This is a genomic window from Arthrobacter sp. MAHUQ-56 (assembly GCF_019710585.1).
Taxonomy (GTDB): domain Bacteria; phylum Actinomycetota; class Actinomycetes; order Actinomycetales; family Micrococcaceae; genus Arthrobacter.
This window is the reverse complement of record NZ_JAIFZQ010000017.1, coordinates 82,885-106,440: the sequence shown is the minus strand read 5'-3', so window position 1 is coordinate 106,440 and position 23,556 is coordinate 82,885. Positions and strand designations below refer to the sequence as shown.

At 68.1% G+C, this 23,556-nt stretch carries 18 protein-coding genes and 1 tRNA gene; 13 read left to right on the top strand and 6 right to left on the bottom strand.

The features are described 5' to 3' along the window. The first annotated feature begins 67 nt into the window (after positions 1 to 67). The 3 genes from fdh to nrfD all read left to right on the top strand — a co-directional run bounded on the left by fdh (position 68) and on the right by nrfD (position 5,603). Entirely contained in the window at positions 68 to 3,403 is a 3,336-nt protein-coding gene (gene fdh / locus K4G53_RS10765) for a formate dehydrogenase (protein ID WP_260323511.1), read from the top strand. A 104-nt stretch (positions 3,404 to 3,507) separates the two neighbouring features. Continuing rightward, positions 3,508 to 4,515 carry a 4Fe-4S dicluster domain-containing protein gene (locus K4G53_RS10760; protein WP_221385706.1) on the top strand — a complete coding sequence of 336 codons (1,008 nt, stop codon included), beginning with the start codon at positions 3,508 to 3,510 and terminating at the stop codon, positions 4,513 to 4,515. Further along, positions 4,512 to 5,603, top strand: a complete 1,092-nt coding sequence (nrfD, locus tag K4G53_RS10755) for an NrfD/PsrC family molybdoenzyme membrane anchor subunit (RefSeq protein WP_221385705.1) — start codon at positions 4,512 to 4,514, stop codon at positions 5,601 to 5,603. Before K4G53_RS10760 ends, nrfD begins: the two co-directional genes overlap by 4 nt. Before the next feature lie 27 nt (positions 5,604 to 5,630). Here the strand turns inward: nrfD and selD are convergent, their stop codons facing one another. Then, on the bottom strand, positions 5,631 to 6,656 hold the full coding sequence (gene selD, locus K4G53_RS10750) for a selenide, water dikinase SelD (RefSeq protein WP_221385704.1): 1,026 nt from the start codon (positions 6,654 to 6,656) through the stop codon (positions 5,631 to 5,633). 44 nt (positions 6,657 to 6,700) lie between these two features. On the opposite strand from selD, the gene K4G53_RS10745 reads away from it, so the two are divergent. The 5 genes from K4G53_RS10745 to K4G53_RS10725 all read left to right on the top strand — a co-directional run bounded on the left by K4G53_RS10745 (position 6,701) and on the right by K4G53_RS10725 (position 11,845). Next, positions 6,701 to 6,795 (top strand) — tRNA-Sec (locus K4G53_RS10745). A gap of 35 nt (positions 6,796 to 6,830) precedes the next feature. Then, complete coding sequence (gene selA, locus K4G53_RS10740; protein ID WP_221385703.1) at positions 6,831 to 8,162, top strand: L-seryl-tRNA(Sec) selenium transferase; 1,332 nt, start codon at positions 6,831 to 6,833, stop codon at positions 8,160 to 8,162. A gap of 3 nt (positions 8,163 to 8,165) precedes the next feature. Then, the gene (gene selB / locus K4G53_RS10735) at positions 8,166 to 9,962 is read left to right on the top strand and encodes a selenocysteine-specific translation elongation factor (RefSeq protein WP_221385702.1); all 1,797 of its coding nucleotides are present in this window, start codon (positions 8,166 to 8,168) and stop codon (positions 9,960 to 9,962) included. Between the two features lie 70 nt (positions 9,963 to 10,032). Further along, complete coding sequence (locus K4G53_RS10730) at positions 10,033 to 11,067, top strand: zinc-binding dehydrogenase (protein ID WP_221385701.1); 1,035 nt, start codon at positions 10,033 to 10,035, stop codon at positions 11,065 to 11,067. A gap of 37 nt (positions 11,068 to 11,104) precedes the next feature. Beyond that, the gene (locus K4G53_RS10725) at positions 11,105 to 11,845 is read left to right on the top strand and encodes a lytic transglycosylase domain-containing protein (protein ID WP_221385700.1); all 741 of its coding nucleotides are present in this window, start codon (positions 11,105 to 11,107) and stop codon (positions 11,843 to 11,845) included. A 12-nt stretch (positions 11,846 to 11,857) separates the two neighbouring features. On the opposite strand, the gene K4G53_RS10720 is transcribed toward K4G53_RS10725, so the two are convergent. Then, positions 11,858 to 13,027: a cytochrome P450 gene (locus K4G53_RS10720; RefSeq protein ID WP_221385699.1), complete on the bottom strand. Its 1,170-nt coding sequence runs from the start codon at positions 13,025 to 13,027 to the stop codon at positions 11,858 to 11,860. 116 nt (positions 13,028 to 13,143) lie between these two features. Continuing rightward, positions 13,144 to 14,649, bottom strand: coding sequence for an FAD-binding oxidoreductase (locus K4G53_RS10715; protein WP_221385698.1), 1,506 nt, complete (start codon positions 14,647 to 14,649; stop codon positions 13,144 to 13,146). Positions 14,650 to 14,882: 233 nt separating this feature from the next. Here K4G53_RS10715 and K4G53_RS10710 point away from each other — a divergent pair, with 233 nt between their 5' ends. Genes K4G53_RS10710 through K4G53_RS10695 form a run of 4 tightly spaced genes read left to right on the top strand, consistent with a single transcriptional unit; the run spans position 14,883 to position 19,577 of the window. Next, complete coding sequence (locus K4G53_RS10710) at positions 14,883 to 15,419, top strand: hypothetical protein (RefSeq protein WP_221385697.1); 537 nt, start codon at positions 14,883 to 14,885, stop codon at positions 15,417 to 15,419. 1 nt (position 15,420) lies between these two features. Then, positions 15,421 to 17,592: a bifunctional polysaccharide deacetylase/glycosyltransferase family 2 protein gene (locus K4G53_RS10705; RefSeq protein ID WP_221385696.1), complete on the top strand. Its 2,172-nt coding sequence runs from the start codon at positions 15,421 to 15,423 to the stop codon at positions 17,590 to 17,592. 46 nt (positions 17,593 to 17,638) lie between these two features. Continuing rightward, positions 17,639 to 18,532: an SMP-30/gluconolactonase/LRE family protein gene (locus K4G53_RS10700; protein ID WP_221385695.1), complete on the top strand. Its 894-nt coding sequence runs from the start codon at positions 17,639 to 17,641 to the stop codon at positions 18,530 to 18,532. A gap of 13 nt (positions 18,533 to 18,545) precedes the next feature. Then, a complete protein-coding gene (locus tag K4G53_RS10695) occupies positions 18,546 to 19,577 on the top strand; it encodes an aldo/keto reductase (RefSeq protein ID WP_221385694.1) in 1,032 nt (343 codons plus the stop codon). Between the two features lie 8 nt (positions 19,578 to 19,585). On the opposite strand, the gene K4G53_RS10690 is transcribed toward K4G53_RS10695, so the two are convergent. Genes K4G53_RS10690 through K4G53_RS10680 form a run of 3 tightly spaced genes read right to left on the bottom strand, consistent with a single transcriptional unit; the run spans position 19,586 to position 22,143 of the window. Then, positions 19,586 to 19,828: a hypothetical protein gene (locus K4G53_RS10690; protein WP_221385693.1), complete on the bottom strand. Its 243-nt coding sequence runs from the start codon at positions 19,826 to 19,828 to the stop codon at positions 19,586 to 19,588. Positions 19,829 to 19,837: 9 nt separating this feature from the next. Further along, complete coding sequence (locus K4G53_RS10685; RefSeq protein WP_221385692.1) at positions 19,838 to 21,271, bottom strand: flotillin family protein; 1,434 nt, start codon at positions 21,269 to 21,271, stop codon at positions 19,838 to 19,840. Positions 21,272 to 21,300: 29 nt separating this feature from the next. Then, complete coding sequence (locus K4G53_RS10680; protein ID WP_221385691.1) at positions 21,301 to 22,143, bottom strand: SDR family NAD(P)-dependent oxidoreductase; 843 nt, start codon at positions 22,141 to 22,143, stop codon at positions 21,301 to 21,303. Between the two features lie 225 nt (positions 22,144 to 22,368). Here K4G53_RS10680 and K4G53_RS10675 point away from each other — a divergent pair, with 225 nt between their 5' ends. Beyond that, complete coding sequence (locus K4G53_RS10675; protein WP_221385690.1) at positions 22,369 to 23,541, top strand: serine hydrolase; 1,173 nt, start codon at positions 22,369 to 22,371, stop codon at positions 23,539 to 23,541. Positions 23,542 to 23,556 lie beyond the last annotated feature (15 nt).

Here is a 23,556-nt window from a genome sequence, read left to right as displayed (position 1 = left end):
GATACCCGGGAAAGACACGCCAACCCTGTCCTGTTGCTCCCGGCGAGGTCTGGGATATGCTCCAGAAATGGCACCGCGAAGTTTTCTTCAATGGCCGGTTGTCCGTCAGCTAAGCACGGGCGACCTGCTGGGCCGTGGCCCGGCGGTCACCTCGGCCCGGACCAAGGCCATAACCCCCCGGACGGCCACTGCCGACAGGGTGGTGCAGAGCGTGTGCCCATACTGCGCAGTTGGATGCGGCCAGCGGGTCTACGTCAAGGACGAGAAGGTCATCCAGATCGAAGGCGATCCGGACTCACCCATTTCCCGCGGCCGGCTCTGCCCCAAGGGTTCCGCCAGTGAGCAGCTGGTCAACTCACCGGGCCGGCAAACCAAAGTCCTCTACCGTGCTCCCCGCTCCACCGAATGGGAGCACCTGGACCTGGACACGGCCATCGACATGGTCGCGGACCGGTTCATCGAGTCCCGCCGCAGGACGTGGCAGCAGGAAGACGACCAGGGCCGGCTGCTCCGCCGCACCATGGGCATCGCCTCGCTGGGCGGAGCAACCCTGGACAACGAGGAAAACTACCTCATCAAGAAGCTCTTCACGGCTGCGGGGGCGGTGCAGACCGAGAACCAGGCCCGTATATGACACTCCGCCACGGTTCCCAGTTTGGGAGCCTCGTTTGGACGCGGTGGTGCAACGCAATCACTGCAGGACATGGCCAACGCCGACTGCATCGTCATCCAGGGTTCCAACATGGCCGAGTGCCATCCCGTGGGGTACCAGTGGGTCGCTGAGGCCAAGGCCCGCGGCGCGAAGGTCATTCACGTCGATCCCCGGTTCACCCGGACCTCTGCGGTGTCGGACAAGCACATCCCCATCCGGGCCGGCTCCGACGTTGTCCTCCTTGGCGCCCTCATCAACTACGTCATCGCCAACGACCTCTGGTTCGAGGAGTACGTCACGGCGTACACGAATGCTGCCACGCTGGTCCATGACGACTACCGCGATGCAGAGGACCTTGGCGGGTTGTTCTCCGGCTTTGATCCGGAGAAGGGTGCCTATGACACGTCGTCGTGGGCCTATGCCGAAAAGGACGACGGCAAGATCGAAGAACCGGGCCCGGGATCCGAACACGGCGCGGAGGCCTCGGAGCGCGCTGCCGGCGATACCCTGGGCAGCGGCGGACCGGCACTGGAACACCCGCATGTCCAGCGGGACGAGACGCTGCAGGATCCGCGGACCGTCTTCCAGATCGTGAAGCGGCACTACGCCAGGTACACGGCGGAGATGGTGCAGGACATGTGCGGCATCAGTATTGCTGACTTCGAGTATCTGGCCCGGACCATCACGGAAAACTCCGGCCGCGACCGGACCACGTGCTTTGCGTACGCGGTGGGCTGGACCCAGCACTCCCTCGGAACGCAGTTCATCCGGGCTGCGGCCATCCTTCAGCTGTTGCTCGGCAACGTCGGGCGCCCCGGCGGTGGCATCATGGCCCTGCGCGGCCACGCCAGCATCCAGGGCTCCACCGACATCCCCACCCTGTTCAACCTGCTGCCCGGGTACCTGCCGGTGCCCAGCGCAGGCCGCCACGACACGCTCAAGGATTACCTGGACATTATCGGGTCCAAAAAGCAGAAGGGGTTCTGGGCCAATGCCGACGCCTACACCATCAGCCTGCTAAAAGCCTGGTGGGGCGACGCGGCGACGGCGAACAACGACTGGGCCTACGATTACCTGCCCAGGCTGACGGGAGCCCACGGGACCTACGAGACCGTGATGGCCATGCTTAGGGACGAGGTGGAGGGGTACTTCCTGCTGGGCCAGAACCCCGCGGTGGGTTCGGCCCACGGCCGGATGCAGCGGATGGGCATGTCCCACCTGAAGTGGCTGGTGGTGCGGGACCTGAACCTCATCGAGTCCGCCACCTGGTGGAAGGATGGCCCGGAGATCGACTCGGGGGAGCTGCGCACGGAGGACATCGAGACCGAAGTGTTCTTCATGCCCGCGGCCACCCACGTGGAGAAGGCCGGTTCCTTCACGCAGACCCAGCGGCTGCTGCAGTGGCGGCACCAGGCCGTGGCGCCCCCGGGCGAATGCCAAAGCGAACTGCAGTTCTTCCATGAACTGGGGAAGCGGATCCGGGCGAAGCTGGCCGGCTCGCAGGACGAACGCGACCGCCCGCTGCTGGACCTGACCTGGGACTATCCCGTGGATGAACACGGTGATCCGGATGCCGAGGCAGTGCTTGCCGAGATCAACGGCCGCCATCTTGATGGCCCTGATGCCGGCAAGCCGCTCTCGGCCTACACCGAAATGCGCGCTGACGGCTCCACCGCCGCCGGCTGCTGGATCTACACCGGCGTGTACGCCGGCGGCATCAACCACGCCGCCAACCGCAAACCGGGTCAGGAGCAAGGGCCGGCCGCTTCCGAATGGGGCTGGGCATGGCCGGCCAACCGCCGGATCCTCTACAACCGCGCCTCCGCCGACCCCGCCGGCAAGCCATGGAGCGAGCGGAAGAAATACATTTGGTGGGACCAGGAACAGGGCAAGTGGGTCGGCGACGACGTTCCCGACTTCCCGGAGGACCGTGCGCCGGGCAGCCAACCCGACCCATCTGTCGGCGGTCCCGCAGCGCTCACTGGGGATGACCCCTTCATCATGCAGGCGGATGGGAAGGGCTGGCTGTTCGCACCGAGGGGCGTCATGGACGGCCCCCTCCCCACCCACTACGAAGCGCAGGAATCCCCGGTGGCCAACGCGCTGTACCCCCAGCAGCAGAACCCTGCCCGGCTGGTGTTTCCCCGCGCTGACAACCTGAGCGCGCCCAGCGCGGGGACCCCGGGCGCAGAGGTCTACCCCTTCGTCTTCACCACGTACCGCCTCACGGAGCACCACACCGCCGGCGGGATGAGCCGCTGGCTCCCGTATCTGTCGGAACTGCAGCCGGAGATGTTCTGCGAGGTCTCGCCCGAACTGGCCGCTGAACGCGGCCTTGAGCCTTACGGGTGGGCCACCATCATTTCGCCGCGCTCCGCCATTGAGGCCAAGGTCCTTGTCACCGACCGGATGGCTCCGCTCAAGGTCGGCGGCCACACCGTGCACCAGATCGGCCTGCCCTACCACTGGGGCGTCGGCAACAGCGCCGTCGTCAGTGGCGATGCGGCCAACGACCTGCTCGGTGTGACGCTCGATCCCAACGTCCAGATCCAGGAATCCAAGGTGGCGTCCTGCGACATCCGCCCAGGGCGCCGGCCGCGGGGCAAGGAACTGCAGGCCTTGGTCGCTGAGTACCAGGACCGTGCCGGCCTGACCGTCGAGACCGGTAACCGCGCCGTCACCGATCCTGCGGCGGAAGGGATCGAAGCCGGCCCGCGCGGGGACGGCTCCACCGACGGCGGGCCGAACTGATGCACTTGACCGCTACTGCCATAACCCAGGCACACATTGCCCCGCCCGGACTGCCGATGACTGCCGGCGGCGCCCCGGGCACCGACCCGACGTTGGAGGACTAGATGGGCCAGCTGTCCGGACCGACCGACCCCACCGCCGATGCCCACTGGGAACACATCCATCCGCGCAAGGGGTTCTTCACCGACACCTCGATCTGTATCGGCTGCAAGGCGTGTGAAGTTGCCTGCAAGGAGTGGAACCACAACCCGCAGGACGGAAACTTGGAGCTGCTCGGGTCCTCGTACGACAACACCGGAGAGTTGGGCGCCAGCACCTGGCGTCATGTCGCGTTCATCGAGCAGGGCCAGGAACGCATTGCCGAGGCGCGGGAATCAGGCCGTGCCCTCGTCAGCCTCGGCATGCCGCGCATTGGTCCTCCGGCCCCGGCGGCGCCTGCCGTGACAGACCTGGCAGGAGCAGATACCACCCCGCCGGATACGGCGGACTTCCGGTGGCTGATGTCCTCCGATGTCTGCAAGCATTGCACGCACGCCGGCTGCCTCGATGTGTGCCCCACCGGGGCGCTGTTCCGCACCGAGTTCGGCACCGTGGTGGTGCAGGATGACGTCTGCAACGGCTGCGGGACCTGCGTGGCCGGGTGCCCCTTCGGCGTGATCGAGCGCCGCAGCAATGGCACGGTCAAGGTGGCCACCAGCAGGGACGAGCACGCCAAGCATCCCGCCGTCCCCAACGTGGGCATCGCCCAGAAGTGCACGCTGTGCTACGACCGGCTGCTCGACGACCAGACCCCCGCCTGCGCCAAGGCATGCCCGACGACGTCCATCAAGTTCGGCGACCACGACGACATGGTGGAGACCGCCAGGGAACGGGTCGCCGACCTGCACGCGCAGGGCATGACGGAAGCGCGGCTTTACGGCGCGAACGAAAACGACGGCGTCGGCGGAACCGGATCGGTCTTCCTGCTGCTTGACGAGCCCGAGGTGTACGGGCTCCCGCCGGACCCACGGGTGCCCACAGCGGACCTGCCGAAGATGTACCGGCGGGCAGGCATGGCGGTAGCGGGCATGGCCGCCGCAGCTGCACTTGCTTTCCTGGGAGGACGGGCGTGACCCTTTCGGAGTTCGACAGCTTCCGGCCATCGGAGCCTGCCCGCCGGCGCCGGCAGGGCGGCCAGCGTGGCACAGGCCGCCGCCGGGACAACGGTGACGGCTCGCGTGAGATGCCCATGGTGCCGGAGCCGGAGTTCGCCTCCTACTACGGCCGTCCCGTGGTCAAGCCGGCTCCATGGGGCGACGACGTCGCCATCTACCTTTTCCTGGGTGGCGTAGCAGCCGGTTCCGCACTCCTTGGCCTGGGCGGCCAGCTGACCGGACGGCCCATGCTGCGCCGCAATGCCCGGTTGGGCGCCTTGACCGCCGTCAGCGCCGGTGCCGTTGCCTTGGTGAAGGACCTGGGCCGGCCGGAGCGTTTCCTGCATATGCTGCGGACCTTCAAGGTGACCTCGCCGATGAGTGTGGGATCGTGGATCCTCAGCGCGTTCAGCGCCGGCACGGGCGTCGCGGCGGTGGCGGAGATCGACCGGATGAGTGGGAGCAGGCTTCCGCTGGGTCCGTTGCGGAAGGTGCTGCAGGCTGTCGAGGGACCGGCCGGCGTTGAGGCCGCGTTATTCGCAGGCCCGCTGGCGGCGTACACGGCGGTCCTGCTGGGCGATACTGCCACGCCGACGTGGAACGCTGCCCACGAGGAGCTGCCTTTCGTTTTCGTCAGTTCGGCCTGCCTCGCCTCTGCCGGGCTGGCCATGGTCACCACGCCAGTCCATGAGACGGGTCCCGCCCGGAAACTCGCCGTACTCGGCGTCGTGGGTGACATGGCTGCCATGAAGGTGATGGAGCACCGGATGGACCCCGTCGTGGCTGAGCCCCTGCACCAGGGCAAGGCAGGCGCCATGCTGAAATGGAGCGAGCGGTTGGCGGTGGCCGGCGGTTTGGGGACACTGCTGGGCGGCCGCAACCGCGTGGTGGCCGCGGCGTCAGGAGTGGCTTTGCTGGCTGCTTCGGCACTGACCCGCTTCGGTGTCTTTGAGGCGGGCCTCGCCTCTGCAAGAGATCCGCGCTACACCATCGAGCCGCAAAAGAACCGGCTCGCGGCCCGCCGGGCCGCCGGTGTCACCGGCGACGCGATCACCACCGGCAGCTGAGCGGGCTACCCGTTCGGCGGGCAGGGATCAGCGGATCTCGATGCCCTGCCCTGCGGTGGTGTGGCCGATCACGGGATAGCCAGGCAACTCGCCGACCACCAGCAGGCCGCCGGAGGTCTGGGCATCAGCCAGGAGCAGCAGGTCGTCTTCCGTGACGCCGGCACCGGGGCGCACGTGCGGCCGCACCCAGTCGAGGTTGCGCCGGGTCCCCCCGGAGACGAAGCCGTCGCGGAGCGCCTCCCGGGCTCCACCGATCAGCGGTACTGCCTTCCGATCGATCACGGCGCCCACTTCCGACGCGCGGACCATCTTGTGAAGGTGTCCCAGCAGGCCGAAGCCCGTGACGTCCGTTGCTGCCTGGACGCCGGCGGCCACCGCGGCGTCGGCCGCGTCCCGGTTGAGGGCCGCCATGCTCTCCACGGCTTCGGCGAACACCTCGCCGGTCTGCTTGTGCCGGTTGTTGAGAAGTCCGACGCCGAGTGGCTTGGTGAGCGTGATGGGCAGCCCGGGCCGGGCGGCGTCGTTGCGGAGCAGGCGGTCCGGATGGGCCACCCCGGTGACCGCCATGCCGTACTTCGGCTCCGGGTCGTCAATGGAGTGCCCGCCGAGCACCGGACACCCCGCCTGGGCCGCCACGTTCAGGCCGCCGCGGAGGACTTCAGTCATCAATTCCATCGGCAGGACACCGCGCGGCCAGCCGACCAGGTTGATCGCCGTGACCGGCCGGCCGCCCATCGCGTAGATGTCCGAGAGGGCGTTGGCGGCCGCAATCCGGCCCCAGTCGAAGGCATCATTGACGACCGGAGTGAAGAAGTCGGCGGTGGTAAGGACCGCAAGGTCGTCGCGCACCAGGACCGCTGCGGCGTCGTCGCCACTGTCGAGTCCAACCAGCACCTCCGCGCCCGGCTGCCCGATCAGGCCGCGGACCGCATCTTCGAGCTCGCCCGGCGGAATCTTGCAGGCGCAGCCTCCGCCATGCGCATAGTCGGTGAGCCGGAAAGCGCCGGCGGCACCATCATCGAGTTGCTGGACTGACGTCTGTGCCTCATTCACCCGCCCAGCCTACCCCTCAAGGCAACCCTGCTATATTGAGGCGCGGTGGCGTCCGGGTCCTGGTGGGCCCCCCGGTCTTCAAAACCGGTGAGGCTGAGCATCTCGGCCTGGCGGGTTCGATTCCCGTCCGCCACCGCCAACCACCGGCGTGAATGCCGCGAAAAGAGGAGGGCTGTGGACCAGGTCGATCCCCGGCGCCTGATTCCCCGCACGAATGACCTGCTGGCACTCCCGGCCGTCAGGGATGCCCGGACACGGCTGAACGAGCGCGTGATCCGTGAACTTGTCAGGAACGTCCAGGACCAGGCCCGGCGCGGTGAGCTCCCGCCCGGCCAGGTGGAACCGGCCCTGCTGGCGGCCGTTGCGTCACGTTCGGCAACAAGCCTGCGCCCGGTGCTCAACGCAACCGGCGTGATCGTCCACACCAACCTTGGCCGGGCACCCCTTTCCCCAGCCGCGGTAGAGGCCCTTGTCGCCGCCAGCGGCTACGTTGACGTGGAGCTGGACCTGGCGGACGGCAGCCGCTCGCGCCGGGGCGCCGGCGCCCGGGCTGCACTGCTCGCCGCCTGCCCCGCCGCAGAGGACGCCCTGGTGGTCAACAACGGAGCAGCGGCGTTGGTACTGGCCACAACAGCCCTCGCCGCCGGCCGGGAGGTGGTGGTGAGCCGCGGTGAACTTGTCGAAATCGGTGCGGGCTTCAGGTTGACCGACCTGATGGAGTCAACGGGGGCGAAGCTGCACGAGGTGGGCACCACCAACCGCACGCACCTGCATGACTATGCGGGGGCCCTCGGGCCGGACACGGGCTGCGTGCTCAAGGTCCACCCCAGCAACTTCCGCGTGGACGGATTCACGTCCGCCGTTCCACTGCACGAACTCAGCCGGCTGACGGCGGACCAAGGTGTCCCGCTCGTGGCCGACCTGGGCAGCGGGCTGCTGGCCCACGACCCCCACCTGCCGGATGAACCCGATGTTGCCTCCGCCCTGGCGAGCGGGGCCGACGTCGTGATCGCCAGCGGTGACAAGCTCCTGGGTGGCCCCCAGGCTGGTCTGCTGCTCGGCCGCAAGGAGATCATCACCCGCCTGGCCCGCCACCCCCTCGCCCGTGCCGTCCGCGCGGACAAACTCGCCCTCGCCGCCCTGGAAGCGACTGTCGCGGGTGGACCGCCGCCGGTGGTCCAATCGCTGCACGCCGACGAGGGGCAGTTACGGCGTCGCACCGAAAGGCTCGCCCAAGCCCTCGGGGCACCTGTTGTGGCCCATGACGGGCGCGTTGGCGGCGGCGGTGCCCCCGGTGTTCCCCTGCCGGGATGGGCGCTCCTGCTGCCCGAGGGACTGGCCCGCCAGCTGCGCGCCGGCGACCCCGCCGTGCTGCCGCGGGTCCACGACGGCTCCTGCCTGGTGGACCTCCGCTGCGTGCCCGAGCCTGACGATCACCGCATACTGGACGCGGTCCGGCAGGCGCTGGCAAGCCTGCAGGCCGCGAATGCAGGCAGGGCAGGCTGAACCGTGCACGTCGTTGCCACGGCCGGACACGTCGATTCCGGTAAAAGCACCCTGGTCCGCGCCCTCACCGGCATGGAGCCGGACCGCTGGGAGGAAGAGCGGCGCCGCGGGCTGACCATTGACCTCGGCTATGCCTGGACCACCTTGCCATCAGGCCAGGACGTTGCCTTCGTGGATGTGCCGGGCCACGAACGCTTCCTCGGCAATATGCTTGCCGGGATCGGTCCCGCTCCCGTGGTCTGCTTCGTCGTAGCCGCCGATGAGGGCTGGCAGGCACAGTCAGGCGATCACAGGGATGCCGTGGCCGCGCTGGGAATCGAGCACGGCGTGGTGGTGCTTAGCCGGGCGGACCGGGCCTCCGCGCAGCGGGTCGCCGATGTGCTGTCACGGACCCGAACGGAGCTGGGCGGGACCGGCCTGAAGGATGCACCCGCAGTAGCTGTGTCGGCCATCGACGGAACGGGCCTGGCTGACTTGCGTGCAACGCTCGACGACGTTTTGGCCCAGGTGCCTGCACCCACCGCCACCGGGAGGGTCCGGTTGTGGGTGGACCGCTCGTTCACGATCACCGGTTCCGGAACCGTGGTCACCGGAACACTGGCAGCAGGCACGCTTGCCCAGGGTGACCGGCTGGAGCTGCTCGGCCACTCCGGTTCCAGGCCCGTCGTGGTCCGGGGCCTGCAAAGCCGCGACACTGCATACGACTCGGTGGAGCCGGTTAGCCGGGTGGCGTTGAACCTGCGGGACGTTTCAGCCACGGACATCCGGCGCGGGGATGCGCTGGTTACTCCCGATGCATGGCCCACCACCGACGTCGTCGGCATCCAGCGGACCACCGGGGTGGCCTATACGGAGGTGCCCGGCCAACTCATGGTGCACGTTGGCACGGCTTCCGTTCCAGCCCGGCTGCGTCCTTTCGGTGCCGACCACGCCCGGCTCGTCCTGGACAGGCACCTGCCGCTGGTTCTCGGGGACCGGCTGGTGCTGAGAGATCCCGGAAGCCGCTCGGTGCTCGGTGGCGCGCGCATCCTCGACGCCGACCCGCCGGCACTGCGACGGCGCGGAGACGGTGCCCACTGGGCGGAGCGGCTTGCCGGCATGGACCCGGCGGGAGACGTGCTGGCGGAAGTTGCAGCCCGCGGGGCGGTGCAGGCAGGCCATCTTCGCCGGCTCGGGCTGCTGTCCGGGCATGACACGGACGCGCCCCCGGGCGTCCGGGTTTTCGGTGACTGGTGGGTGCATGCCCCTGTCCTTGAGGCATGGCAGCATCGGCTGCGCGCTGCGGCCGAGGCGCTGCAGGAGCGGGATCCCCTGGCCCCTGGCCTGTCAATGGGGGCCGCCCGGGACCTGCTCAGGTTGCCCGATGAAAGGTTGCTTTCCCACGTCATCCTTGGGGCGGCCCTGGAACAGGACGGCGGCCACATCCGGTTCCCCGGCAGCCAGGGCAACCTTGGTCCCATCGAGCCGGCCATCGCGGAGTTGGAACGCCGGCTTGGCGCCCGCCCGTTCCAGGCACCGGAAGCCGATGACTTGTCGGCACTGGGGCTGGGCGCCCGGGAACTTGCTGCCGGAGAACGGGCGGGTCGCATACTGCGGCTGCGCGACGGGGTGGTCCTGCTGCCTACTGCTCCGGCCCTTGCGATGCGCACCCTCGCCCGCCTTGACCAGCCGTTCACCACCAGCCAGGCGCGCCAGGCGCTCGACACAACACGCCGGATCGCGGTTCCGCTCCTGGAACACCTCGATTCACGCGGGTGGACCCAGCGCCTGGACGCCGGCCACCGCAACGTGGTGCGCTGACGGCCGCTGCTGCCGTGGAGTGCGTGGTGATCCCCTGAAACCTACGGGTTTTTGCCTAAGGTGGAGGATCATGCGGGCAATTGTCATGGATCGGATAGCTGGACCCCTGGTGGTCCAGGAGGTAGCTGCACCGGAGGTGCCGGCAGGCGGTGTGGTGGTCACGGTCGTTGCCACCGGGTTGTGCCGCAGCGATTGGCACGCCTGGGCCGGGCACGAGGACATCGCTCTGCCGCATGTCCCGGGCCACGAGTTCGCCGGGAGAATCGCGGCCGTAGGTCCGGGAGTCACCAAGTGGTCAGTCGGTGACAGGGTCACGGCGCCCTTCGTCGAAGGCTGCGGGGCGTGCGGCTGGTGCCGGGCGGGCAACGCGCAGGTCTGCCCGGATCAGCAACAACCCGGATTCACCCACTGGGGCTCCTTCGCGGGGCAGGTCGCGATCCACGCTGCCGACACAAACCTGGTGGCCATCCCCGAAGGCGTCAGCTTCGAAGCTGCGGCAAGCCTGGGGTGCCGTTTTGCCACCGCGTACCGTGCCCTCACGGGCCGCGCACGCCTGGCCAGTGACGAGTGGGTCACTGTCGTTGGGGTGGGCGGCGTGGGCCTCAGCACCGTCATGATCGCCAAGGCACTCGGCGGAAAGGTGGTCGCCGTCGACCGCAACCGGGAGGCCCTTGCCGCGGCGTCTTCGCTGGGCGCCGACCACGTCCTGGCTGCAGACGGCTCAGACATCCCGGCGCAGGTGCACTCCATCACGGGAGGCAGCCACGTGTCCATTGACGCCGTGGGCAGTGAGCAGACGTGCGCCGACGCGCTGCTCAGCCTCCGCCGCCGCGGCCGGCACGTCCAGATTGGACTGCTCCCGCCTGTTGATGGGCACCCCCGCGTGCCCATGGCCCGCGTGATCGCCTGGGAACTGGACGTCTTCGGCAGCCACGGCATGGCGGCGGCAGACTACCCCGGAATGCTCGCCCTGATTGAGTCAGGGGCCTTGGAACCGCAGAAGCTCATTGAACGGGTTATCGGACTGGACGAAGCCGCGGACATGCTGGCCCGGTTCGACACCGCAAACGTCGCGGGCATGACGATGATCGACCCCACACGGTGACGCTTTCCGGGTGGGCTTCGGCTGGTGGGGTTGGCCAGTGCTCCGGGTAAAGCGCTTTTTGGTCTTTAGCCTGTTCGTAGGGTGTGCCAGCGCAGCCTTCGCGTTTTGGGTCATGGGGCAACCCCGTGCCGATGTCCGTGCCGCCGTGGCTCCGCCGCCGCGTGCGGGATTCAAGGCCGAACCGGGGGCTGGCGGCATTGCCACCGCGGTGAACGTCACCAGGACCCCGGACGGGCAGTGGCTGGCGCAGGCAGCTGCCCGGACACGGATACCTGCCCGGACCCTGCGGGCCTACGTTGCTGCGGCCGCCTCGGCGAATGAAGCCACGCCCACGTGCGGAGTCGGCTGGAATACCGTAGCGGCCGTCGGCTTCGTCGAATCCGCACACGGGTCCTACGGGGGCGGCACGCTCGACACCGCAGGGCAGGCGAGCGGCCCCATTGTGGGTCCCAGCCTCAACGGCCATGGATTTGCTGCCATCGCGGACACCGACGGCGGGACGCTGGACGGCGACGGCACGTGGGACCACGCCGTCGGGCCCATGCAGTTCATTCCCTCCACCTGGCGCCTTGTTGGACGGGACGGGAACGGGGATGGGACAGCAGACCCGTTCAACATCGACGACGCCGCCCTCAGCGCTGCCACCTACCTGTGCGGACATGGCCGCGACCTCACCACCCCACAGGGCTGGACGGACGCCATCTACTCCTATAACCAGTCCGACGCCTATATCCGCCAGGTGCGGGACCAAGCCATTGCCTACGCAGGGCAGGCGTAGGAGCCGACGACGTCAGGGGGCCGGCTCCCAGCTGACGGGGAGTGCCTTCAGCCCGTAGACGATAGTGCTTTCCATGCGCTCAAGGCGGGCGCCGGGAGTCACGGCAAGTCCGGGCAACCTGGACAGCAAAGCCTCCAGCACAATCCTTGCTTCGAGGCGGGCCAGCGGTGCGCCGAGGCAGAAATGGATGCCGTGGCCGAATGCGACATGCCGGTTCGGGTTCCGGTCGACGTCGAACCGGGCCGGATGCTCGAACTGCTGCTCGTCCCGGTTGGCTGAGCCGATCCAGGCCACGACGGGTGCGCCGGCAGGCATCAGCTTGCCGCCAAGGGTTGTCTCCGTGGCGGTGACCCGGTACATGGACTGGACCGGCGACCGGAAGCGCAATACCTCTTCGAGGGCCTGGGGGATCAAAGCGGGCTCCTGCAGGAGGCGTTCGGTGGTGCCCGGCGACTCCTGCAGGCACAGCACGGCATTGCCGATCAGGTTGGTGGTGGTCTCATTGCCGGCGACAAGCAGCAAACTGCAGAAACCGAGCAGTTCGGGCACCGTCAGTTTTTGGCCGTCTATCTCGGCGAAAAGCAGGCTGCTGATCAGGTCATTACCCGGCCGGCTCCTGCGCTGCCCGATCAGGGCCAGGAAATACTCCACCATCTCTGCTGTAGTGGCGTCCTGCATCCCGCTGGCAGGAACAGCCCGCGTTTGGCCGACAATCGCGTCCGACCATCGCTTGAAGCGCTCGCGGTCCTCCACGGGGATGCCCATGAGCTCGGAGATCACTATGACCGGCAACGGGTAGGCCAGCTCCTTGATCAGGTCTGCGCTGCCCCGGGTGGCGATGCCCTCCAGCAGCTCGTCGGTGAGTCCGGCGATCCGGGGAGCCAGCGCGTCAACGGCCTTTGGCGTGAATGCCTGCGTCACGAGGGAACGCAGCTGCCGGTGCCTTGGGGGATCTGCGGTGATGAGGCTCGATGCGAACAGTTGTCCGGAACCGGAGGGATTGTCGCCCCCCATCCTCGATGAGAACGTTGCGTGCTCGGACAGAACCCGCTGGACATCGTCGTACCTGAACACATGCCAGCTCCCCGACTGGTCGTCCTGGAAGACGGGGGCCGCCGCACGCATCCGCTCGTAGTAGGGAAACGGATCAAGCGGATATTCAGGGGAGTGGGTGAGGTCCATCGTCGCCTCTCTATCCGCACGGAACTTTCGCCGTCTGACCGTTGCCGCCGACTCTACTGCAGGCCCCCGCGCGGGGGCATCAGGAAACTCTTTCCCAGCGGGGGCGCCACAGCCGCCTATGAAGTGGCAGCCCCTTCAGCGGTATCGGGCGGTGCGGCTTCCGCTGGAACCGACTGTTCCGGTCCTGCTTTGGCTTGCAGCACAACTGGCGGCTGTTCCGGGACGGCAGGTGCCACAGCCTGGGCGACGGCGGGCTTGATGTTCTGGTTGATGTGGAAGAAGTTGTCAGGGTCGTATTTGGCCTTGAGTTCGGCCAGCCGCGCGTAGTTGGACCCGAGCGTGTCCTCGATCCGGGACTGGTCGTCGGCATCCTGGAAGTTGAGGTAGCCGCCCGGTTCGGAGAATTCGTGGAGGGCAGCCCAGTAATCCCGGACCCAGGCGATGTTTCGCGCGTTCTCGGACGGTTCGGGCCACTGCGCCGCGATGACCGGCGCAAAATTCACCGTGCGGTGAGCGAAGGCTGTCGCCTCCGGGGCTACCCGCTGCACCGCCCCGTCGATCGGGTAGAAGTGGTTGGCCGAGTGGACGGTCGGGATGCCGGATGAATATTCGACGGCGGTGCGCAGCGCCTCGTCGCTGAGCGTCTGCAGGAAGTCTGCCTTCCAGTACCCCTGAAGTCCTGGGACACCGCTGAGGCCATCGAACATGATGTTGAGGGCGGGGTACGGCATGGGTGCGAAGAAGCTGCCCAGGACCTGCCCGGCGTCGAGCATTGGCTGCCAATGCGCAGGACCGGCATCGAGGTCGCCGGTCCACATGCCGGCGATGACTGCGACGGGCCGTCCGTGCCACTCTTCGGGCAGGAATGGAACGGGCGGGCCCTGGTGGAATCCCAGGAAGGCGCCCATTTCTTCGGGCTCGGAAGCGATCCACTCTCGGTAGGCGGCTCCGACTTCGGCGCCGGCGGCGGCATCAAAGAACATGATGCCAACGTGGACCATGTCCACCGGGTGCAGGCGGAATTCCATCGACGTGACCACGCCGAAGTTGCCGCTTCCGCCGCGAAGCGCCCAGAACAGGTCAACGTTCTCGGCCTCACTGGCTGTGACGAACGTTCCGTCGGCAAGGACGACGTCGGCGGCAGCCAGATTGTCGCAGGAGAGGCCGTACTTGCGCGCCAAGTACCCGATACCGCCGCCCAGCGTCAGGCCGCTGACGCCCGTGGAACCGATGATGCCGCCGGTGCTCGCCAGCCCGAAGGCGTGGGTCGCATGGTTGAAGTCTGCCCACGTGGCGCCGGACTCCACCCGGGCAGTCCTGGCCACCGGGTCTACCCGAACGCCGCGCCGGGCCGAGAAGTCAAGGACCAGGCCGCCGTCGACCGTTCCAAAGCCCGGTGCGCTGTGGCCGCCGCCGCGCACTGCAACGTCAATGCCAAGGCCCCGCGCGAAGCGGACCGCAGCCATGACGTCCGCCACTTGGGAGACCCGCAGGACAGCCGCCGGATGGCGGTCGACCATGCCGTTGTACACGGCGCGCGCGGCGTCGTATTCGGCGTCATCCTCTTCGATGACCAGTCCACGGACCTGTTCACGAAGCACGTTGAAGCGGTCGGTACCCATCACAACTCCAGATTCATCTCCGAGACCAGAGGGCAGCCGGCTCCATTCAAGGCCCAGCGGGCGCCAGCGTGATGACAGTTCCCGGTATACGCTCGGCACTGAACGTGGTCAAGAGTCAGCGCAAAGCGCGGCCAGGAGGGCGGCGGCTGGAGGAATCGCGGCCGGCACGCCTGTCAAGGGCATCACGCCCGGTTTTGTGCTAGCCGTTTTGGGCCCCCTAAGGTTGATGCTCGATGAAAGCCCCTGAGAAGACTTCCGACCAGCCGCGCCCCGTTCCGACGCGCGGACCCGTGTTTGTAGATGCCTCAGGCAGGCGCCTCAGGCGGGTCCAGCTGATCGGCCTGGGGGTTCTCGGGCTTGTGGCAGGCTACGTCGTCCTGGTGCTGGCCGCATTCATCGGCGGGTCCGGCGTCTCCGCACCTTTCCTGCCAGTACCTGCCGCGGCGCCTGCCCACGATCTTCCGACAGCTCCGCCGGTTTCACCCGAGGCCGACCCTCATCCTGCGGACCGACTGTCCGGGCCCGCCGTGCCGGCAGTCATCGAGTCGCCGGCGGCTGTTGCGGTGGCTGTTCCGGCCGCACCGCCGGTGGACAGCGCCGCCGCCGCGCCTCCTGTTCCTGCCGCCCCTGTTGCCGCTCCCGTTGCCACTGCCGTGCCCGCGGAACCCGGCATGAGCGGGACCGCACCCGGCTCGAGCGGGACCGCCCAGGGTGGCAGGGACACGGCCCCGGGCCAGACAACGCGCCCCTCGGTCCCCGGGCACCAGTAGCATGGGCCGCCGGAACACCAGAGCCGCCAAAAGCAACGTCCCCGCCAACGTCCGGGCGCACTGGCTTGTCCTCCTGGCCACCCTGATGGCGCTGGGCCTCGCCCTGGCGGTCCAGGGGTACCTCCACCACCTGGGCGGAGTCGGCAAGGACTCCGTGCCCGCGGACCCGTCTGCGGGCAGCGTTCCCCATGCCGTGTCCCACGGCGGCCCGGTGGTGGATTCGCGCGGCGGGACGGTACAGGCCGTCAGCCCACCGGACCGGACGGTCGCCCTGACGTTCGACGACGGCCCCGACCCCGAGTGGACGCCCCGCATCCTCGACGTCCTTCGGGAACACCATGTCCACGCGACCTTCTTCGTCGTGGGGTCGGCGGCGGTGGACCACCCGGACCTGCTGCGCCGGATGGTGGCGGAGGGCCACGAAATCGGAGTCCACACGCTGACCCACGCGGACCTCGGCCGGGCTCCCGAATGGCGCCGCGACCTTGAGGTGCAGGGCGGCCAGGACGCGATCGTCGGGGTCACCGGCCAGGCCGCCTCCCTGCTGCGTCCGCCCTATACCTCCGGGAACGAGGCGCTCACCAACGGCATGTGGTCCGCGCTGCACGGAATTGCCGATGAGGGGTACCTCACCGTGCTGAGCAGCATGGACAGCAAGGACTGGCAGACGCCAGGTGTGGGGGCGATTGAGCGCAACCTCACGCCGTCCGGGCCGCAGGGACAGGTGGTCCTGATGCACGACGGCGGCGGTGACAGGGCGCAAACGGTCGCCGCGCTGGACACCGCCCTTTCGCGGTTCTCCGACCAGGGCTACCGCGTCACCACGGTCGGTGACGCCGTGGGCGTCGACAGCATGCGCCCCGCCTCCGGCATCGAACAGATCCGCGGCTCCGCATTCGTCTGGGGCATCCGCCTCAGCGATTTCGTCGTCACAGCCATCTCATGGGGCCTCGTTGCCGCCGGCGTTGTGACCTTCGTCCGCGCCATCCTGGTGATGTTCTTCGCCGCGCGCCACAGCCGCGCCGCACGGCGCCTCCCCGGGACCGGGCGGGCCCGGCGGAGGGCCGACGTGATGGTGGGGCCGGCGGTGACCGGGCCGGCGACGGTCATCGTCCCCGCCTACAACGAGTCCGCCGGCATTGAAGCCGCGGTCCGCTCCATCGTGGCCTCCTCGCACCCGGTCGAAGTCATCGTGGTCGACGACGGTTCCACCGACGGGACAGCGGACATCGTGGAGGCCCTGGGCCTGCCCGGCGTCACGGTCATCAGGAAGGAAAACGGCGGCAAGCCGTCCGCTTTGAACGCCGGGATACGGGCTGCCAGCCACGATCTCGTGGTGATGGTCGACGGCGACACCGTTTTCGAGCCCGACACGGTCCGCGCCCTGATCCAGCCCTTCGCCGACCCACGCGTGGGTGCCATTTCGGGGAATACGAAGGTGGCCAACCGGGGCGGCATCCTGGGCGCCTGGCAGCACATCGAATATGTGGTGGGCTTCAACCTGGACCGCCGGCTGTTCGACGTCGCCGAATGCATGCCCACCGTCCCCGGCGCCATCGGTGCCTTCCGCCTCGGCGCCCTCATCAGGGTGGGCGGCGTCAGCGACGACACGCTCGCCGAGGACACCGATCTGACCATGGCATTGTGCCGGGACGGTTGGCGCGTCGTCTACCAGGAGGACGCCCGGGCCTGGACGGAGGCTCCGGCGACCCTCGGCGCGCTGTGGCGCCAGCGGTACCGCTGGTGCTACGGCACCCTGCAGGCGATGTGGAAGCACCGGGGCGCGGTGGTGCAGGGCGGCGCGGCCGGCAAGCTTGGCCGGCGCGGACTCGGCTACCTGCTTGTCCTGCAGGTGCTGCTTCCCCTCTTCGCACCCGTCGTCGACGTCTTTGCCCTGTATGGCCTGATCTTCCTCGACCCGCTGCGGATCGCCGCGCTCTGGCTGGTCTTCCTGGCGGTGCAGTTGCTGATGGCTGCCTACGCCTTCCGGCTCGACAGGGAACGGTTCGGACCGCTCTGGACCCTTCCCCTGCAGCAGTTCGTCTACCGCCAGCTCATGTACCTGGTCGTCATCCAGGCTGTTGTCACTGCGGTGGCCGGCGTGCACCTGCGGTGGCACCGGATGGAAAGGTATGGCAGCCTGCGCGTCCCGCAGGCCCACAAACAGGCCTAGGGTAAGTTCGGACGCAGCGGCACGGCAACAAAGCAAAGGGGCTCCGATGGGTGACACGTTGACGGTCGGCGGCCTCGAGCGCCTCTACACGGGCTCCATCTGGGCGGAGGGCCCGGTATGGGTGCCTTCATCACAGACTGTGCGGTGGAGCGACATCCCCAACAACCGCATCCTCGAGTTTGACCCGGCCACCGGGACAACGCAGGAATACGCCGGGGGAGTGGAGTACACCAATGGCCGGACGCTCGACGCCGATGGCAGCGTCGTGCAGTGCAGCCACGGCCGCCGCCGGGTGGAGCGTGACAGGGACGGCCGTGTGACGGCACTGGTTGACTCATTCCAGGGCTGCCGGCTGAACTCGCCCAACGACGTCGTCATTGCCAGCGACGGCAGCGTCTGGTTCACGGACCCGCCCTACGGAATTCTTCCGGGCACCAGGGAAGGGCACGAGGGAGACCAGGAGTACGGCGGCTGCTATGTCTTCCGGTTCGAACCCGGGCCGGAGACACTGACCGCCATGATCACGGACCTCGTGCATCCCAACGGGCTGGCCTTTTCGCCGGACGAATCGGTCCTCTACGTCGCGGACACGGCTGGCCCAGGCTACGGTGTGCCGCTGCGGATCGTTGCCTACGACGTGCGCGACGGGCAGTGCAGTCCGGCAGGAACCGGCGTCGAGCTGGAGGAGGGGTGTGCTGCCGACGGCTTGCGCGTAGACGTCCAGGGAAGGATCTGGACCTCCGCCGGCCCGGCGGTCCGCATCTATACGCCCGCCTTCGAACTCCTGGACAGCATCGCGGTACCGGAGACGGTCTCCAACGTGTGCTTCGGTGGTCCCGACGGCCGGGACCTTTACATCACCGCGACCACCAGCCTGTACCGCATCCGCACCGCCACCCGGGACACGGCGTCCCGGAACCCTGCCCCCAACCACGACTGATCGCGAGGACCCCATGCAGCACCGAACACTTGGCCACAGCGGCACCATCGTTACCAGTTACGCACTGGGCACCATGACGTTTGGTGCGGAAGCCACGGAGGAGGCTTCCCACGCCATCCTGGACGCCTACTTTGCCGCCGGCGGAAACTTCATCGACACCGCAGATGTCTACAGCTCCGGTGTCTCCGAAGAGATCATCGGCCGCTGGCTGGCCAAACGGCCCGGGCTGAGGGACGAGGCCGTCATTGCCACCAAGGGGCGTTTTCCCATGGGAACGGCACCGAACGACGTCGGGACCTCCCGGCGGCGTTTGACGCGCGCCCTGGATGATTCCCTCCGGCGCCTCGGAGTGGAACAGATCGACCTGTACCAGCTGCACGCCTGGGATCCGATCACGCCCCTGGAAGAGACCCTGCGCTTCCTGGACGACGCCGTGGGCCGCGGCAAGATCGCGTACTACGGCTTCTCCAACTTCCTGGGCTGGCAGCTGACCAAGGCCGTCCACACTGCACGCGCCCACGGCTGGAATCCGCCGGTCAGCCTGCAGCCCCAGTACAGCCTGCTGGTACGGGACATTGAATTCGAGATTGTCCCGGCGGCGCTGGACGCCGGAGTCGGCCTGCTGCCGTGGTCCCCGCTCGGTGGTGGCTGGCTGTCCGGCAAGTACAAGCGCGACAAGCGTCCTGCGGGGGCCACGCGCCTCGGTGAGAATCCCGAACGCGGCATGGAGGCATGGAAGGCACGCAATGAAAACCCCAACACCTGGCGGGTCATCGAAGCGGTCGAGGACATTGCCACTGCGCATGGTGTCAGCCAGTCACAGGTAGCGCTGGCCTGGCTGGCGGACAGGCCCGCCGTAACCTCGGTGATCCTGGGCGCCAGGACTGCCGAGCAGCTGGCGGATAACCTCGCTGCGGCCGAACTGCAGCTCAGCACCGACGAAATCCGCAGGCTGAGCCAGACCAGCCGCCCCCACACCGGGGTCTACCCCTACGGACCGATGGCGCAGGAGCAGCGCAGCCGGAAGATGGAGGGCGGGCGCTAGCAGCGCTTTCAGTCCCTGTGCCGCAGCACGTCCGGGAGGGCGTCGACGAAGACTGTTTGGGGCGGTTCGAAGTAGATCACCAGCACCTCCTCACCCACGGCGAAGCCGCTGGCCTTGTCGAACGGGTGGGCGTGGAAGGCCATGGTGCCGCCAAGGTAGGGGAGCATGACCTCCCCGATGGTGCCCGGACCGATGCGCCCGGTCACCCTCCCGATCCTGCCTGTCAGGCTCCGGTCCACCTCCCTGTGCATGCGGCGTTCCTAAGCCTCCGGAGACGCGGGCTGCCGTTTGGTTCCCCTGCCGTTCCCGAGAGCGGAAGCGATGGCGGGGAGGTAGTGCCCCGCCTGCGCCAGGATGCCGCCCAGCATCTTGTTGACGCCGTCGCCGCCGTTGAGGACGGTCATCTGGCCCACATGCGAGAACGGCTCGGCTGCGGCCGCGACGATAGCCGGCAGGTTTTCGGCCAGCTGCTGGGAGATGACGGCGTCCTGGTTCGTTCCCAACGCTTCCGCCCGTGCCTTGATGCCTTCCGCTTCGGCGAGCGCCTTGGCCTTGATCGCGGACGCCGCGGCATCACCCTTGGCCCTGGTGGCTGCGGCTTCGGCCTCGCCGGTGACCTTGGTGGCTCCGGCGGTGGCGGCCGCGGCCGTGGCGTTCGCCTGCGCCTGCAGTTCCGTGCGGCGCGCGGTGGCCTGTGCTTCCAGCTCCGTCCGGCGGGCCAGTGCTTCAGCGGCGCTGATGTCCGCCGCCTTCTGCCCTTCGGCTTCGGTGCGCTTGGCGTAGGCTTTCGCGTCCGCCGGTTTCCGGATGGTGGTCTGCAGCTTCTGCTCTTCCCGGTCCGCCTCGAGCTTGGCCACTTCGGTTTCCTGGACCACCACCTGCTGCCGGGCTGTTGCGTCGGCCAGCGGACCGGCCTGGGCGGCGTTGGCCCGGGCGCGCTCGGCGTTGGCCTGCGCCACGGACTGCCTGATTGCTGAGACGCTCTGTGCGTCAGCGATCAGGGCCGCCGCCTCCGCTTCCTTTTCCGCTGCCTCACGGTTACGGGTAGCCTCAGCGATCCGGGCCTCCATCTTCACCTGGGCAATGTGCGGCTTGGCGATGTTCTCGATGTACCCGGTTGGGTCCTGCAGGTCCTTGATCTGCAGCGAATCCACCACGAGCCCCAGTTTTTCCATCTCCACGCCGCTGGCACTGCGGACCTGCGAGCCAAGCTTGTCCCGCTCGCGGATGATTTCCTCCACGGTCATGCTGCCGATGATGGAGCGGAGGTGCCCCTCAAAGACGTTGTACACCTGGCTTTGCATTTTGGGCTGCTGGCCCAGGAAGCGCCGGGCCGCATTGGCAATGAACGGCGGGGCGTCGCCGATCTTGTAGATGACCACACCTTCCACGATCACCTGGATGCCCTGCGAGGTGACGCAGGAGACTTTGAGCTCGGTTTCATTCAGGGTCAGCGACAACGCCCGCACCGTCTGGAGGCCGGGAAGGACAAGGGCACCCTTGCCCGTGACGATCTTGAAATCCATGCCTGCACGCGTTTCAAGGGTTCCACGTGTGAGGCCGGAAATGATGAGCGCCTCGTTGGGTTCGGCCACCTTCCACATCAGCCTCGTTGCCATCCAGATGAAGCCGATGGCAACGACGACTCCCACGATGATGGCAAGCAGCGGGAAGAATGCTGAGAAGTCAGGCATGGCCGGGTCCTTTCGGGGGCTCTCTTGCGTTAGGGGTTCGGATCCAGGACCTTGACGTCCAGTGGCATGCGGTTTGCGCGGCGAAGGTGTCCGGTGAGGATATTGCGGAGTCCGTGGGTGACCAGCCTCCGTGCGGTCAGGAAGCGGAATTCGGCGGCGTCGGAAGTCACCAGGCGCACCACGGGGCGGGCGGCCTCCTCCGGCGACTGTCCCCACAGCCCTACGACGGCCTGCAGGGCACCCAACCGGTGCCCGTAGCCGGCCTGGGCCGTGACGTGTCCGAGCAGGTCGGTTTCCACCAGGCCAGGGTTCATCCCGTGGACACGGACGCCGGATCCCCTGGTTTCCAGCCGCAGCGTCCGGGTGAACTGGCGCACCCAGCACTTGGACGAGGCGTAGGCGTTCTGCAGCGCCACGGGACCCCGGTCACCCTGCCCGTAGATGTTGACCAGGTCGCCGTGGCCCTGGCCGAGGAACACCGGCAAGGCCGTCCTCGACCCATGGAACGTGCCCAGGATGTTCGTGCGGACCACACGCGTGAAGTCCTCGACCGGCGTGGACGCTGTGGGCCCGTACACACCGGGCGTTCCAGCGTTGTTGATCCAGATGTCAAGGGTTCCGTGGCTGAGGGCCTCATCCCGCAGCGCCTCCACGTCGCTGAATTCGCCGGTGTCGCAGCGGCGCCCGGCCGCCGCGATCCCTTCGGCCTGCAGGCGTTCGACGGCGGCTGCCACCGCCGGGGCGGACCTGGCGGCGAGCACCACCACCGCGCCCTGCCGGCCCAGTTCCCGGGCCATGGCGTATCCCAGGCCGCGCGTGGAACCGGTCACCACCGCCACCCGTCCGCGAAGGAGGGCTCCTTGGGGAAGCATGTTTCTGTCATACGCGCCGCCTTCCGGGAGGGCAAGGGCACAGAGTCCTGCCTGTTGCTTCAGGCAAGCGTGCCGGCGGTGGGTGTGCCGGCGGCAAGCCGGAGGTGCCAGGCCGGCGCTAAAATATGGCTGGGGACGACGGCGGTGCCGCCACGATGCCTGGCCGGGCCCGGCGCCGCATACGGCCAGGTTCCTTGCCACCCCATCCATTGACCGGCGGCCCGCATGGGTTCGAAGAACCGTATCTGGCAGCGGGCGGCCCTTGCCGCCGCCCTCGCCGTCTCCGGCTGCACTTACACGGACGACACCATCCCGCAGCCTGCAGAACCGGCAGCCCTGGAACCCCTGGTGCAGCAGGTCCAGCTGTTCATGGACCAAGGCGCCGTGTCAGCCGTCGTCCAGGTCCGCTGGCCCGGCGGGGAGTGGTCCCGGGCGTTCGGGGTGCGGGACCTTGACTCCCTGGCCCCTGCCCAGCCCACGGACCGGGTGCAGATTGCCAGCGTCACCACGTCGATGACCGCCGTCGCGGTACTCAAGCTTGTCGATGACCACCTGATCGGCCTCGACGATCCGGTCAACGGCATTATTCCCGGATTCAGTACCCTCCTGCAGCCGCCCGGTCCGATCACAGTGCGGCAACTGCTCAGCCACACCTCCGGCCTGCCGGAAGTCAACGATGCACTGCCGCGTGAAGCCGGCGTCCGCGACGAACTCTCCCGGACGCCCACCATGGAGGAAGGACTCGGGGCCGCGGGGAGCCTGCCCTGGCCCGCCTTCAATGTTGGATTGTTCCACTACTCGAACACGAACTACCTCGCCCTCGGCCTGCTGGTGGAAGCCCTGCGGCACAAGCCGTTTCCGCAGGCCATGCGTGATGAGGTGTTCGCTCCGCTGGGGCTGAAGAACACCAGCCTTGACCGCGTGGATGTTCGGGCGCCCGGTCTGCTGCACGGCTACGTCACGCTGCGCGGCGAACGCATAGACACCACCGACAACACCTTCGCGGCAGGGTCCCCGGCGTCAGGGGCGGTGTCCACGGTGGCGGACATGAACCTCTTCATGGCCGGCCTCCTGCAGGGCCGGGCCGTGTCGGCGTCGTCCCTGCGCGAGATGAAGACCAGCCCCGGGTTCGGGCCGTACGGCCTGGGGCTGTGGCGTTTCGCGGACTCGTGCTCGGCGGCCAGCCGCCAGGAAGGCCTGGGGTCCCTCCGGGACTTCCAGACGGTGGTGGTCAGCAGTGACGACGGACGCTACCAGGCGGCGATGACAGTCACTGCGCCGCCCATGCCCGGCGAGGTCGAGGACCCGTCGACGGCGGACAGGCGCGACCTCCTCAACGGCCAGATCGAGTCAACGCTCAATGAGGCCCTGGACCGGCTCTGCGAACCCGCGCAGTAAGGAAAAGCCCCGAGG

Bases quoted from the DNA above. Each gene is read 5' to 3' on its own strand.
- K4G53_RS10760 (WP_221385706.1), top strand. From the start codon at position 3,508: ATGGGCCAGCTGTCCGGACCGACCGACCCCACCGCCGATGCCCACTGG.
- K4G53_RS10730 (WP_221385701.1), top strand. From the start codon at position 10,033: ATGCGGGCAATTGTCATGGATCGGATAGCTGGACCCCTGGTGGTCCAG.
- K4G53_RS10720 (WP_221385699.1), bottom strand. From the start codon at position 13,027: ATGGACCTCACCCACTCCCCTGAATATCCGCTTGATCCGTTTCCCTAC.
- K4G53_RS10715 (WP_221385698.1), bottom strand. From the start codon at position 14,649: ATGGGTACCGACCGCTTCAACGTGCTTCGTGAACAGGTCCGTGGACTG.
- K4G53_RS10710 (WP_221385697.1), top strand. From the start codon at position 14,883: ATGAAAGCCCCTGAGAAGACTTCCGACCAGCCGCGCCCCGTTCCGACG.
- K4G53_RS10705 (WP_221385696.1), top strand. From the start codon at position 15,421: ATGGGCCGCCGGAACACCAGAGCCGCCAAAAGCAACGTCCCCGCCAAC.
- K4G53_RS10700 (WP_221385695.1), top strand. From the start codon at position 17,639: ATGGGTGACACGTTGACGGTCGGCGGCCTCGAGCGCCTCTACACGGGC.
- K4G53_RS10695 (WP_221385694.1), top strand. From the start codon at position 18,546: ATGCAGCACCGAACACTTGGCCACAGCGGCACCATCGTTACCAGTTAC.
- K4G53_RS10690 (WP_221385693.1), bottom strand. From the start codon at position 19,828: ATGCACAGGGAGGTGGACCGGAGCCTGACAGGCAGGATCGGGAGGGTG.
- K4G53_RS10685 (WP_221385692.1), bottom strand. From the start codon at position 21,271: ATGCCTGACTTCTCAGCATTCTTCCCGCTGCTTGCCATCATCGTGGGA.
- K4G53_RS10680 (WP_221385691.1), bottom strand. From the start codon at position 22,143: ATGCTTCCCCAAGGAGCCCTCCTTCGCGGACGGGTGGCGGTGGTGACC.
- K4G53_RS10675 (WP_221385690.1), top strand. From the start codon at position 22,369: ATGGGTTCGAAGAACCGTATCTGGCAGCGGGCGGCCCTTGCCGCCGCC.